At 39.6% G+C, this 14,194-nt stretch carries 14 protein-coding genes; 13 read left to right on the plus strand and 1 reads right to left on the minus strand.

Annotation, left to right across the window (positions count from 1 at the left end; genetic code table 11):
* Window positions 1-16: 16 nt before the first annotated feature.
* Window positions 17-445: an IPExxxVDY family protein gene (locus ACOMC3_RS11370; RefSeq protein ID WP_420316009.1), complete on the minus strand. Its 429-nt coding sequence runs from the start codon at window positions 443-445 to the stop codon at window positions 17-19.
* A 115-nt stretch (window positions 446-560) separates the two neighbouring features.
* Here ACOMC3_RS11370 and ACOMC3_RS11375 point away from each other — a divergent pair, with 115 nt between their 5' ends.
* From ACOMC3_RS11375 to ACOMC3_RS11435, 13 genes are all read left to right on the plus strand, one after another.
* Window positions 561-797 carry an acyl carrier protein gene (locus tag ACOMC3_RS11375; RefSeq protein ID WP_089358163.1) on the plus strand — a complete coding sequence of 79 codons (237 nt, stop codon included), beginning with the start codon at window positions 561-563 and terminating at the stop codon, window positions 795-797.
* A gap of 25 nt (window positions 798-822) precedes the next feature.
* Complete coding sequence (fabF, locus tag ACOMC3_RS11380) at window positions 823-2,076, plus strand: beta-ketoacyl-ACP synthase II (protein WP_420316010.1); 1,254 nt, start codon at window positions 823-825, stop codon at window positions 2,074-2,076.
* Window positions 2,076-2,801, plus strand: a complete 726-nt coding sequence (gene rnc / locus ACOMC3_RS11385; RefSeq protein WP_420316011.1) for a ribonuclease III — start codon at window positions 2,076-2,078, stop codon at window positions 2,799-2,801. The genes fabF and rnc overlap by 1 nt, the downstream gene beginning before the upstream one ends.
* Window positions 2,798-4,624 (plus strand): NAD(+) synthase, encoded by a 1,827-nt coding sequence (gene nadE, locus ACOMC3_RS11390; RefSeq protein WP_420316012.1) that lies wholly within the window; start codon window positions 2,798-2,800, stop codon window positions 4,622-4,624. Before rnc ends, nadE begins: the two co-directional genes overlap by 4 nt.
* 295 nt (window positions 4,625-4,919) lie before the next feature.
* Complete coding sequence (locus tag ACOMC3_RS11395; protein WP_420316013.1) at window positions 4,920-5,486, plus strand: hypothetical protein; 567 nt, start codon at window positions 4,920-4,922, stop codon at window positions 5,484-5,486.
* A 138-nt stretch (window positions 5,487-5,624) separates the two neighbouring features.
* Window positions 5,625-6,887, plus strand: coding sequence for a DUF6161 domain-containing protein (locus ACOMC3_RS11400; protein WP_420316014.1), 1,263 nt, complete (start codon window positions 5,625-5,627; stop codon window positions 6,885-6,887).
* Between the two features lie 196 nt (window positions 6,888-7,083).
* Window positions 7,084-7,542, plus strand: coding sequence for a hypothetical protein (locus ACOMC3_RS11405; RefSeq protein ID WP_420316015.1), 459 nt, complete (start codon window positions 7,084-7,086; stop codon window positions 7,540-7,542).
* Window positions 7,543-7,890: 348 nt separating this feature from the next.
* A complete protein-coding gene (locus ACOMC3_RS11410) occupies window positions 7,891-8,838 on the plus strand; it encodes a hypothetical protein (protein ID WP_420316016.1) in 948 nt (315 codons plus the stop codon).
* Window positions 8,839-9,887: 1,049 nt separating this feature from the next.
* Window positions 9,888-10,322, plus strand: coding sequence for a cupin domain-containing protein (locus ACOMC3_RS11415; RefSeq protein WP_420316017.1), 435 nt, complete (start codon window positions 9,888-9,890; stop codon window positions 10,320-10,322).
* 139 nt (window positions 10,323-10,461) lie between these two features.
* On the plus strand, window positions 10,462-11,415 hold the full coding sequence (locus tag ACOMC3_RS11420) for an SDR family oxidoreductase (RefSeq protein ID WP_420316018.1): 954 nt from the start codon (window positions 10,462-10,464) through the stop codon (window positions 11,413-11,415).
* A gap of 1 nt (window position 11,416) precedes the next feature.
* Window positions 11,417-12,241, plus strand: coding sequence for a helix-turn-helix domain-containing protein (locus ACOMC3_RS11425; protein ID WP_420316019.1), 825 nt, complete (start codon window positions 11,417-11,419; stop codon window positions 12,239-12,241).
* A gap of 10 nt (window positions 12,242-12,251) precedes the next feature.
* On the plus strand, window positions 12,252-12,749 hold the full coding sequence (locus tag ACOMC3_RS11430; RefSeq protein WP_420316020.1) for a hypothetical protein: 498 nt from the start codon (window positions 12,252-12,254) through the stop codon (window positions 12,747-12,749).
* A gap of 323 nt (window positions 12,750-13,072) precedes the next feature.
* Complete coding sequence (locus ACOMC3_RS11435; protein WP_420316021.1) at window positions 13,073-14,185, plus strand: ATP-binding protein; 1,113 nt, start codon at window positions 13,073-13,075, stop codon at window positions 14,183-14,185.
* The last annotated feature ends 9 nt before the right edge of the window (window positions 14,186-14,194 follow it).

Here is a 14,194-nt window from a genome sequence, read left to right on the forward strand (position 1 = left end):
GAGTCTATTTTAAAATTTAGTAAAGGAGATTTTCCCTGGATTTTAAGTTATCAAAATTAAGCCTCATTGCATACTCGATGATAGGAATGCCTTTGATTATTGCGCTAACGTTTTCGGAAGTAATTTCTCCTGTTAAGTCTTTGAACTTCAGTAAGTAATCAAATTGTTTAAGCTCAGGCATCAATAATTTATACTTAATATTTCCACTGCCAACCAATTTGTTTTGCAATAACTCAAAAAGCACATACTCTGTTTCATACAGATAATTTGAAATTAAAATGGAAGTTTTATCAGCATATTCAATTTTCACATCGTCCTGCTTAACAAGGTTTATTTCCATCTCTTGATTTAAATGCCAGGCCAATGTGTATTCCTTTTTATTGCAGACCAAGCCGAACAATTCAAAATCTATGGAATAGCCTCCATCTAATTTGTTTTTCTTCATATATATATGCAAGCTAAGACCTAAATTAGCAACGCGGATGTATTAACTGACTAATTTGATTTTAGTCTGATTAATATATTTCTTTGCAACTCATTTTTAACCAAACATTACAAAAATGTCTGAAATAGCACAAAAAGTAACGTCAATCATAATTGACAAACTAGGTGTAGAAGAGTCTGAGGTTACTCCAGAGGCTAGCTTCACCAACGACCTAGGAGCTGACTCTCTTGACACAGTTGAGCTGATCATGGAGTTTGAAAAAGAATTCAACATTTCTATCCCTGATGACCAGGCTGAAAACATAGCGACAGTTGGTCATGCTATCTCTTATCTAGAAGAAAACGTTAAGTAATTAACCCACTTAGCTTATAAAACTTATGGAATTAAAGCGAGTCGTAGTTACCGGAATTGGAGCCCTTACCCCTTTGGGAAATACTAAAGATGAATATTGGGATTCTTTGGCCAAAGGAGTAAGTGGCGCGGCTCCTATTACTCGTTTTGATACCGAAAAATTCCGCACAAAATTCGCCTGTGAGGTTAAAGGATTCGTGGCTACTGATTTTCTTGATAGAAAAGAAGCTCGAAAAATGGACCCTAATACCCAATATGGTATGGTCACAGGTGAGGAAGCTATCAAAGATTCAGGAATGGATCTGGATAGTGTAGATAAGACGAAAATTGGGGTGATTTGGGGATCGGGAATTGGTGGTTTTAGCACATTTCAGGATGAAGTAGTAAGCTTCGCCCAAGGAGATGGGACACCAAGATTCAACCCATTCTTCGTTCCAAAAATGATTGCGGATATTACTCCTGGTCTCCTTTCCATTAAATATGGATTTATGGGACCAAACTTTGCAACAGTATCTGCATGTGCTTCATCCAACAATGCAATTACAGATGCCTATGCTTACATCCAGCTAGGAAAAGCGAACGCTATTCTTACAGGTGGATCAGAAGCTGGCGTAATACAATCTGGTATTGGAGGGTTTAACGCGATGAAAGCACTTTCAGAAAGAAACGATTCTCCCGAGACAGCTTCAAGACCTTACGACAAAGACAGAGACGGATTTGTATTAGGTGAAGGTGCTGGCGCTATCATGTTGGAAGAATTGGAGCATGCGAAAGCCAGAGGTGCAAAAATATATGCAGAGGTACTTGGAAGCGGCATGTCGGCTGATGCATATCACATTACGCAACCACATCCGGAGGGAACGGGCATTGAACTCGTTATGAGAAATGCCCTTGAAGATGCAGGACTGAGTGCTGATCAGGTGGATTACTTGAACACTCATGGAACTTCAACCCCACTCGGAGATGCCGGTGAGATCAAAGCAGCTCAACGAGTATTTGGTGGTAACGCTGAAAAAATGAACATCAGTTCAACTAAATCAATGACCGGACACTTGCTGGGTGCAGCTGGTGCGGTTGAATTCATTGCCTGCCTGATGGCACTAGAAAAAGGGATTGTCCCTCCTACGATTAACCACTTCACTGATGATCCGGAAATCGATCCGAATCTGAATTTAACATTCAATAAGGCCCAGGAACGTGAGGTAAATATCGCAATGAGTAACACCTTTGGATTTGGAGGACATAATACTTCCATCATTATCGGTAAATACAAAGGCTAGTGTCTTCGATTCCGAAAAGACTATCGGGCCGACTTCTCAATTCTTTTAAATCAGAAAAAAAAATCCGCCAGTCTTTTCGGCTAATTACCGGAAGGTCTCCGATTAATCTTGCCTTGTATAAACAGGCAATGCGACATAGCAGTGTCTCGTCTGTTAATGAACAAGGCATCAAAAATTCCTATGAGCGTTTAGAATACCTCGGGGATGCAATCCTTGGGATGATCATCGCAGAATATCTTTATCGTGCCTATCCTTTCAAAGAAGAAGGTTTCCTTACTGAAATTCGAGCCAAAATCGTAAACAGGGAATCGCTAAATCGGCTAGGTCAGAAAATCGGTCTTAAGGAATTGGTCAAATACAATACAAGCTCAAGAGCTCATCGGTCGGTTTATGGTGATTGTATGGAAGCGCTGATTGGTGCTGTATATCTTGATCATGGCTTTCCATATTGCAAACAGTTTGTAATTAAGAAGCTAATTAAGCCTCATTATGATTTGGATGAACTCATCTCCAAGACCACTAATTTTAAGAGTCGCCTGTTGGAATGGTCCCAAAAAGAAAACAAAGATCTTCGATTTGAGATTATCTCAGAAGAAGATCGAAAATTTACTGCACAAGTGTTCCTGAATAATGATGCGATGGAAAAAGGTTATGGCTTCAGCAAGAAGAAAGCAGAACAGGATGCGGCACGAAAGACGTATGAAAAGCTTAAAATAGAGGAATGACCAAAAAGTTGAAACTCGCCGGAGCATGCCTCAACCAAACACCCATTGATTGGGCGAACAATCTAAGCAACATCAAAAATGCCATTGATGAAGCTAAAAAAGCAGGTGTAGATATACTCTGCCTTCCGGAGCTGTGCATCACTGGCTATGGTTGTGAAGACCTGTTCTTGAGTCAATGGCTGCCAACAACTGCCCTTGAAAAACTGTCCGAAATCATCCCATTTACACAAGATATTGCAGTAAGTGTTGGATTGCCCATCAGAGTTGATGGGAAAAATTACAACACCACAGCATTTATAGCTGATCAGCAGCTCAAAGGGTTTTACGCCAAACAAAAACTGGCCAATGATGGAGTTCATTATGAACCGCGTTGGTTTACCCCATGGCCTTCTGGCAAAATAGATTCGTTTCAGTTTCAAGCGACAAAAATTCCTTTTGGTCACATCACATTGGAACATCTGGGACTCAATATCGGATTTGAAATATGTGAGGATGCCTGGCAACCGGACCGTCCGTGTGAACACATAACATCCAAAGTAGATCTTGTACTCAACCCTAGTGCATCACATTTTGCATTTGGCAAATCTGAGTTTAGGGAAGAATTGGTTATCAAGAGCTCCAAACAATTTGATTGTGTATATCTCTATTCCAATCTCCTGGGCAATGAAGCCGGACGGATGATCTATGATGGAGATGTATTGATTGCCCAAAAAGGAAAGCTAATTGGTAGAAATCACCGACTATGGTATCATGACTATAGAATGTTAGCTGTTGAAATTGATTTTGAGGCAGGAACAGCAACTGAAAATATCAAACCACATTATAGCAATAGAAACGAAGAGTTTTCTCATGCTGCCGGACTGGCACTTTTTGACTATTGTAGAAAAAGCAGAAGTAAGGGTTTTGTACTTTCATTAAGTGGTGGTGCAGATTCCAGTACCATTGCCACGTTGATTGGGTTTGCAGTAAGAACAGCTTTGGAGCAGCGAGGCAAGTCTGGTTTGGAAAAAGTTCTGGGTTTTCAACTTGCAGGAGATACTCCAAAGGAAATCACCAAGCAGCTGCTTACCACGGCCTACCAGGCCACCAAAAACTCTTCAGAAGCCACCTTCAATTCTGCTAAAAATCTGGCGGAAAGCCTGGGTGCAACTTTTTACAACTGGCACATTGATGCGGAAGTCAATGAATACCGATCTACCATTGAAGAGGCAATAGGAAGAAAACTGACCTGGGAGCAGGACGATATCACTCTTCAGAACATTCAGGCTCGTACGCGCGCACCGATCATTTGGATGCTGGCCAACTTAGAAAATAAATTACTCATGGCAACCTCCAACCGTAGCGAAGGAGACGTGGGCTATGCCACCATGGATGGAGACACCAGTGGAAGTATCTCCCCTATTGCCGGTGTTGATAAACACTTCATTCTGCAATGGCTTAAGTATGCCGAGCATGAACTAGGCTTCACTGGACTGAAAGATGTGAATGCGCTCACTCCAACTGCTGAGCTTCGTCCGGAAGACCAGAACCAGACAGACGAAGAGGATCTGATGCCGTATGAAGCGCTGATGCGTATTGAGCGAGAGGCAATACTGAATGGCCGATCACCGATGCAGGTTTTTGATATATTAAAAAGCGATTTTAACCATGGTCACCTCAAAGAGTGGATCAAGAAATTTTATCAGCTCTGGTCTCGCAACCAGTGGAAGCGTGAGCGCTATGCTCCAAGTTTCCATTTCGATGATTTCAACATTGATCCCCGATCCTGGTACCGATTTCCTATTTTGAGTGGTGGATATCGGGAAGAGTTAGCGGAGCTTTGACACATCTATTTGGAGAAAAGGGGCACTTAACGTAATTTGAAAGGAAGTAGCGTTTTGCACCGGTTTGTGCGCGTTACATAAATGTTATATTCAATTCACCAATATTAGACATGAATTATCTTATGAAACAATCAATTTTACTATTCACTGCATTTCTTCTCAGCTTAAGTAGTAAAGGGCAAGATTATTTGCACATTGGCCCCTACGGCACAGGAACGGTGAAAGATGGGTAATTTTTAATGATGGGTCTTCTACGGATGGCAAACTTCGATTTTGGACAGGTGGTGACAAAGTAGTGTTCACTAAAGAAGGAAGGATTGGGATAGGTACAGATGATCCCAACAGGCATTTAAGTATAATTGGAAGTTCAAACTCTTTTTTGAACCTAAAAACTGGAAGTGGTTATGAGTTTTTGATAGGTGCGGATCAAAACGGTGGCATTATCTCTACTATGTCTAATCATGATCTGCAAATTCGAGCTGGTGGAAATTCAACTAAGATGATTGTAAAGTCAGACGGAAGTGTAGGGATTGGCACAACGAATCCCGATCCAAATTTTATGCTTTCTGTAAATGGATCGATTCGATCTAAAGAAGTCAAAGTAGAAACTAATTGGTCTGACTTTGTTTTCTATGACAACTATGAACTTAGAACTCTTGAAGAAGTTGAACAACACATAAACGAAAATGGTCATCTTCCTGATATTCCAAGTGAAGCAGAAGTAACTGAGAACGGGATCAATCTAGGAGAGATGAATGCTAAACTGCTTCAGAAGATAGAGGAACTGACTCTGTACCTCATCGAACAGAATAAGAAAATTCAGCGGTTAGAAGAAGAAGTATCTACCTTGAAAAACGAATAAAAGAATATAACAGCCACTAAAATGAATATGCGAACTGAGCCATTTGATAGGACTATGCAAGCTAGAAACTTGAGTGCTTCTAGCAACTGGGGCGCATACTCATTTTAGTTAGACGTTACCTTCCATAACTGCTAGAAAATGACACTTACTGAATTTAAGAATAAAGTCAAACAAGCTGAAGACCTTGATTGGTGGAAGAACAAATCCACTGTATTCAACTTAGGCTATATAGGATTTGAAAAAGAAATCACTGGAGTAACTGCCATCTATCAATTCGTAAGCCAGCAACTTAGAGGATGGAACGGTCTTGATGGACTCCCTCCTGAACTTACTAACTCGATTAGCTATTTTACTAATATTCAAAACGGTTTAATCTCTTTTCTTGGACAAGTCAGTCAACCTACCAACAATCTTGAGAATCAGTGGAACAGACAAGTTCAGAATCAAATTAACGCAGTTAGTAATCTATTCCCATTTTTGTACAATTGTCCTGAAACAGATTTCATTTTAGATGTTTACTCGATTTATTCTCAACAGTCAGTAACCGGAGCGTTTCATTTCATTACAAACAGAATCAACAACAGCTCGCTCGTTAATAACAGAGACTACTTTCAAGGGTTTGTTCTTGGCTATGAATTTGATTCACGTGACAAATCTGATATTACAAGCAGAAGAAAAAAGGAGCAAAAATCCTTTTCTAAACTTAGAAGTGATTTTCAAGACTATTTAACAGAATCAGAGGCCCAATTATCTGAACATCTTAGTAATGCCACTGAAAAATATGATGAATATGTCACTACAATTGACGATTTCAAGTCAAATAAAGAAGACCTGTTTGACAAATGGTTCGAAAAATCAAAAGGAGATTTCCACACTTTCGATGCAGATTCGAAATCAAAAATCTCAAATTTAGAAGAAACTTATCAGGAAAAACTTAAACTTGAAGAACCAGCCAAATATTGGGAAAAGCGAGCTGAGAATTTGAGGAAACAAGGATGGTGGGCTCTCATCGGATTACTTATTCTTGTTGGTGGAGTATCATTCACATTACAGGATCTACTTTGGAAAGTACCCGAACAAATCTATGAGAGCTTCTTTGAGGGAGATAAAAGTGCCGCCATACGCTGGTCTATAATTTATGTGACTTTCATTTCATTTGTTGCATTTGCAGTTAAAGCTATAACCAAAGTAATGTTCAGTTCATTTCACCTTGCTCGTGACTCAGAGGAACGATACACGCTAACTTATTTTTATCTCTCGCTTCTTAAGGATTCAAAAGTTGATGAAAAAGATAAGCAACTGATTATACAGTCTCTGTTCAGTAGAGCCGATACAGGACTTCTGAAAGATGATTCAGCACCAACAATGCCAAGTGATTCAATCACCAAAATCTTTAAATAAACGGAAGGTAACAAATGCTATGAATGAATGGGGTTTTATCGGTCAGGATATTTTCGTGGGGATTGGGAAGTCCGCCACAAGTTATAAATTTAAATCAAGGCGTGGCTATGTGCGAGACGAGAGGTTAGTGCTTTCTAATCCCCACTCATCATAGCTAGTCGTTAGAGATTATTCGCAGAACCGTAGAATCTACAAAATGGGAATACTGAATTCAATATTTGGGGACGGAATTGACACTAATTCTGTTTTAGGAGTCCTAGAGGAACTTGAAATCTCTCCGAACCAACTAAAATCTGAGAAGTCTGTTGAGAACCTCATAACAAGGGAACTTGCGAACGAGTTTGGAGCAAACAATGTTCACCAACAATATAGCATTCCAGGGTACTTTGGAATGAAGGTTGACATTGACATTGGAGATGGAAAAGTTGGCATTGAACTAAAACTTGCAGGCTCACTTGACAACTCAGTTGCAAACGTACAACGACTTTTTGGACAGGCAATTTACTACTACGAACGGCAATACCAAGACAATTTAATTGTCGCTGTTGTCGGGAACGAGAAACTTAGAGATAAGCCCTTCATGCAGGAAATCGAACGGCTTCTTGAGGACATCAACGTAGGGTTCATCTACATAACAACTCAAAGAAGGAAATAGGACGAAAATAACAATCTCTAACAGTCGCTCATCCGCCATGTGTCATAGTGCTATTTGAAAGTGTATCGGGACTCGCCCGCTACTCTGCCCATTCTGAAACTTCACCTCCCACCCCACCTTCTTTCTTTCTGGATTTAGACTTGCGCAGCGCAGTGCTTCGTAGTTACTGTTGTGGGGGTTGGGCAGTTCTACTACCTTAGTACTCCTTAGAAAGGATATGGCCACTCGCCATATCTGATCGTTAGTAGCCATCAAATGAGTTCGCCACCATCGTTTAGAACATTTCCAAAGATTCCAAAAATCAAGATAATTGGAAACTCCTCACCACGAACTCTTGAACAAAAGGTGATGAGCAAATTATTTAAGCACGTAACACCGACCACTCAAGATCTGGAGATTGTAGAGCTGAATCGACAATTTTATATGGAATTAAATAGGTCATTAATTGAACTGTCTTTTGAGGAGCTTGATGCAAATGATCTGATAAAACTCGGAGATTATATCCGTTATGTGTTTTACTACGTGATAGGGTTGAATTCAGGGATAACCGTGAATAGAACCTATCGAATGGTCAGGAACAAAAGTATCATTGGAGATGAACAAAGCCTTACCAAAAAGAGACACCTTTCCTACCCTCCTGAACATATAGTCCAGAAAATCGGAAGGCTTAATAGAGCAAATTCGTCAAATTTCACTGTGTTTTATGGAAGTGAAACCATAGACACAGCACTAAATGAACTCAAACCGAGTACTGGTGAACTTGTTTCTGTAGGGTATTGGGAAGGACCACCTCATGAATTAAAAGCACACGTTGTATTCAACCATCATGCGGACTTGAAGTTTAACGACATTTCCAAAGGAGCCCGAACTGCTTATTCTGAATTAGTCTTGAATAATCCCGATTTCGTTTCAGCATTTTTAGCTAACTACTTCGAATTAGTATGTCGGGAATTTTCAAAGGAGGTCAAAAATGAGAACGAGTATGTTATCAGTTCCATCCTTGCAGAAGACATCCTCAACCTTGAGAAAAATCCAAAGAAAAAGGGAGCGGATTTGTTGGTTTATCCAAGTGTCGGAAACCGGTTTATAACAAGTAATTTGGCTATAAAGCCAGAGGTTTTTCGTAGAGACTTCAACCTAGTCAAAGTCCTAGAGTTTGAGGTGGGTAAGACATACTACGATCAAATCAGAAGTAAAGAAACCCAGAACCTTAACCATGAAAATATTTCGATTGTTGAGCCCCGAAACCTGAGAGTAACAGGTCAGTTTCATGAGAATGACATTTTGTGGAACTGAAGGCTACTAACAATCGCTAAAATGCATATGTCAACGTGCCTTCTGGCTGATTTCACTGCAACTCAACCGTGATATCTGCAGCTTAGAATGGCAGTGCTTTCTGCCATCTTGTGGCCGCAGGATTTTTTGACTTTCATAGCGCAATGCTTTCTGCAAATTTTGGATGTACCGGCAGACTTCACTACCTTAACGCTACTAGCCAAGTGTGAGCACACGCCTCATACATGGGCATTAGAAGCAATACAGAAATAGTGTTCGTTCTGATCACTTTCATTTTTCGAATACTCTCAATTACAATTTAACTGCATTCAAATTTTGTATATTATTCACTTAAAAATATAAGATGCAAGTAAGAAAAATCATTGGAACAGTATTCTCCGCGGTAGCGATTATTACTCTCGGTTTTTTTATTACCAGAACTGAATTCAGCTTTCAACTCCAAGCTTGGTTAAGCTTCAAATATTACATGCAGTTTTCTCCGTACATTATTAGTATTATGCTCTTATATAGTGGAGTGTATATAATTAGGGAGAATCCGAAATCGAATTTCGCGATGGCGATCTTCGGGTATACTATTTTAGAAATAACTACATTAGATTGGATGGGAATTGTTTCCAATAATTTAGGCACATATCCAACTCTTATGTTTATATGTTGTGCCATTGTGGCCCTCTGGATTTCTCATACGAATTCATTTAATTTAAAAAAACTGTCTTTAAATGAAATTCTGATAAGCGTTTTTGCCGGAGCAATGGAGAGTTTATTACTGTATTACCTACAGTTTAATTAACCTGGCTTGATGTAGTGCTTCAATAGCCACTAGCCTTTGACATCAGACTGCAACTAACAACTATCCCAAGAACTCACTGCTCCCTTTCCCTTATATGACTTTCTGTTTGAGATCTTTCTGCAGTTCTGGCAGATGTCTGGATTAAACGCAGTTCTTCGTAGATGCCATTGTAGGTGTTGGGTAGCTGCGCTAAATTAGTTTCTGCTAAGTTTGGGATATCCGCACGCTGGCTAGTCGATGTACTCTATTAATTTACAAAATGGAATCAAAGCATTACGTACCAAACGGTCAAGGAGAAAACTTCAACTATTCGCAGGACCACTGCTTTATCAAAGTTTCATCCATAGATACGAATGGAGAATTATGTCTCATTGAGGATACCATTAAACCCGGATTCCATCTAAAAAGACACCATCATAAAATCATGACAGAAGTGTTTTATATGCTTGAAGGTGAAATGGAATTGGTTTTTGATGATGAAACTATCTTGTTAAAACCAGGAGACACGATTACTGTAGCTCCTAATGTTTGGCATGAAGCAAAATGTGAAAGGGGTGGTAAGATGCTTACCATTTTCAAAAATGGTCAGTTTGACGTTTTCTTAGAACAGCTTTCAACAATGACCGAAGACGATTTTTCTAATGCGGAATTGATGAAGTCTTTTTCTGCCAAGTTTGACATCTACGAAGAATAAAACGGAGTACACCACCAATCCCAAGGCCTTCACTTAAAAAACTCTCCAACTTTTAAACAAAGTATAAACGACTTTTAAACAAAGTCATGCGTTTTGTTTCTTCTGATCTTTGTATCACATAAATTGAAACAAGACAGAGATGAAATACAATAATCAATTTGGAAAACAAGGATGGGCTCCTGAACGCATCGATGACCTGAAAGGTAAAACATTCGTGATAACAGGTACGACAAGCGGCACAGGATTTGAAGCAGCGAGAATACTGCTATCAAAAGGTGCTAAAGTGGTGATGCTAAACCGTAACCCTAAAAAATCAGAGGGTGTCATATCAACCTATAAAAATGAGTTGGGCAATGCTATAGATGTAGCTCACATTACTATGGACTTGGGAAAACTGGCTTCTGTAAGAAAGGCGGCTGAAGAGGTGATTAAAACAGTGTCACGAATTGATGCGCTGTTACTAAATGCAGCTATCGCGCAAGTGCCCAAGCAAGTGATCACGGAAGATGGCTTTGAGAGCCAGATGGGTACAAACCACTACAGCAATTTCCTATTACAGGCTTTGCTTTTTCCGCTGATAGAAAAATCCAAAGGAAGAATAGTAACCGTAGGCAGTATGGGATATAATATGGGCCTTAAGACCATCAAGTTTGACGACTTGAATTGGGATAAAGACTACACAGGAAATGATGCTTATAGCCAGAGTAAGTTAGCGCAGATCATGACCGTCTATGAACTTCAGGACAGATTGGAAAAAGCAGGCAAAACGGGCGTTAAAGCGTATGCTTGCCATCCGGGTGCTTCCAGAACTTCACTGATCAAAACGAGTGGAAGTTTAATGACACGCTTCATTTGGCAAATCATAAAATGGTCTCCATTGGTACAATCGGCTGAAAGAGGGTCGTATCCGCAATTGATGTGCGCAACCGAATCGAATTTGGATCAAAAAGCATTTTATGGACCTACAGGTCGCAGCAATTGGACAGGTCCGGTTGGTGCTCACAAATTAGAACCCCATGCAAAAGACAAGGCTGTAGCCGAGAAGCTTTGGGAGGTTTCTGAAGAAGCAGTAGGTCAAAAATTTGAATTATAAAATGGAACCAACAGTAACAAAGGGCAGGGTTTTTCTATCGGGGACGGTAGAGAAAGATTATACCTGGGAGCACATTTCGCCCCAGCACATCATCGTGTTTCTTTATTCTGGTGAAATGACCTTGTCCTACGGGAAAAGTACACTGACTTTTGTTGGCGGTGACACGATTCTGGTTCCCAAAAATCAATTAATTCGTGTCTTCAAAAAGCCGATAGATGGGCAGCCATTTAAAGCCGTTTCTATGCTTCTACGAGAAGAAGAGCTCCTTGACTTTTATCAGGATCGCACGGTATTGGAAAATTTAGATGAAAATGTTGCCAAGCAAAGACCCGTTAATACCCACCCTTTACTGAAGAGCTTTTTTCAGTCCTTATTTTCTTACTTCGAAATGCAAGATGAACTTCCGGATAAACTTGCATCCGTCAAAATAAAAGAGGCCTTGACTATTATTGATGAAGTGGACAAAAGAGTAAGCTCGATCCTAGGTACATTTAGCGAAATTGGGAAAATAGACCTGGAGAAGTATATGGAGGAGCATTTCATGTATAATCTGCCCTTGGAAAAATTTGCCTTTCTAACCGGTAGAAGCCTGACCAAATTCAAATCGGATTTTAAAAAGATTTTTAAGACCACACCCGGAAAATGGCTCACAGAGAAAAGATTGGATTTGGCACATTACAAGCTTACGGCTAAAAAACAAAAAGCCACTGAGGTCTATCTTTCAGCAGGTTTTGAGAACCTCTCGCATTTTTCGTTTGCCTTTAAAAAAGCATTTGGGTATAGCCCCAGTAACGTAACAATCAATCAACCTTCAACAGGATTTTAAATAATAAGACATGGACATTTTAAAAGTCGCCCAGGATTGGGCCAGAGCGGAGGTTTTCTCCACACGATTCTTCATCATTTTTGCGATTCTGTTTTTAGCAGCAAGCGCAGGATTCTGGCAACTCGGAAAAACAGAACTAGCCAAAGCGTATATCATCCCATTGCTTGTGGCTGGAATATTATTGATGACCATCGGGTTGGGATTATTTTTTACCAATAAGGCAAGAATCATCCAATTCGAAAAGGCCTATAATCAGGATGCATCAGCTTTTGCAACTTCCGAAATCGCCCGTGCCGAAAGCACCTTGAAGGAATACACCGTGGTTTTTAAAGTAGTCCCAATGATTATCGTTGTGGCAGCTCTGCTTGTCATATTCCTCAACACGCCCACTTGGCGAGCCATTGGTATTACAACCATGGCTATGATGATCGTTATCTTATTGATTGACGGCACTGCGCATGCAAGAATTGAAACCTATTATGAGCAATTGCTATCAATCGAAAAATAGAATGTGGATTGAAATCATCATAATAGAGACTAAATAGTAATCTCGTTCCATCGTTTGATTTCCTTTTACAAATGGGTAAATAACTATGAATCTCTACTTGGGTGAATTTGAATAAATCGCATATTTGTTAGTAGCAGCTCATTGCTGATGCTTAAAGTCTTGCGATTGCCAATTGTGCAATGGTGAATCCAGCTACTTTGTTAAGAAGTGAATGAATTTATCCTTGAATTAAGTGAGTTAGTCTAAAGAGCTCAATTCAAAATATCACCCAGACGACAATAAACTCTCAAAATCAAACTTTTCTGCTTCAAATACGCATAAATGTGAGTTATGTCAAGAATAATATGGTCAGTGAAAGAAGTTTATATCAGATAATCGCAAATTCTACATCCGATTTTTTGTCTGTCATAGATGCAGATTATACTTATTTAGCAGTCAATAAAGCCTATTCTAACGGGTTCGGAAAAGCTCCGGAAGAAATTGTCGGAATGAAAATTCATGAGCTTTTAGGACGGGAACGTTTTGATATGGTGCTTAAAGATAAAATTGACAGATGTCTTGAAGTAAATCAAACTGTACACTTTGAGGAGTGGTTTGATTTACCTAATGGAACGAAGTATTACAGTGGTTCATACACACCAATGCAAACAGATTGTTGTAACTGGGTAGTTGTTGCCAATGTGCACGACATGACTAAACACAAGCTTTTGGAAGAATCACTTGAAGGTGCCGTCAACAACCTCCAAAAAGTGAATTCATTTAAAAATAAGCTGTTTTCAATTGTCTCTCATGACGTTAAATCCCCTTTAGGTTCTATCGATAATTTCTTACAGCTTTTAGGGAATACCGAAAACGATGCGGATTTAAAAAATATGATTCCGATAATTACAGACAGATTAAAAACAACAAGGAATATGCTGGACAACCTCATGGATTGGACAAGCAGTCAAATCAAAGGGGCAAACGTAGTGGCCGAAGTTTTCAATCTTCATGATGTTTTTAATGGCACTATTGAATTATTTAAAGATCGTATCTATAAAAAGCAGTTATCAGTCGTAAACGATCTTCCCCAGGAAATGATGATTACAACTGATAAGAATGTCATTCAATTAGTCTTAAGGAATCTACTATCTAATGCCATTAAGTTTTCTAATCCGGGTGACCTCATCTCTTTAAAAATTAGAAAAAAAACAAAAAACATAGTGGTCCTCTTATTTGAGGATACCGGTAGTGGCATGTCCCCGGAAAAGGCATCTTCACTTTTCGGTGGTATCGTTGGAAGTGAAACAGGAACAAATGGCGAAAAAGGCTCTGGGCTTGGAATGATGTTAGCTGCTGATGCACTAGCGCAAATCAATGGCCAAATCAGAGCAGAAAGTACTTTGGGTAAAGGGACTAAGTTCTTCATCACAGCACCCATACACTTAAAACAATAGATCAAGCTC

This window comes from Ekhidna sp., assembly GCF_965212185.1.
Taxonomy (GTDB): domain Bacteria; phylum Bacteroidota; class Bacteroidia; order Cytophagales; family Cyclobacteriaceae; genus Ekhidna.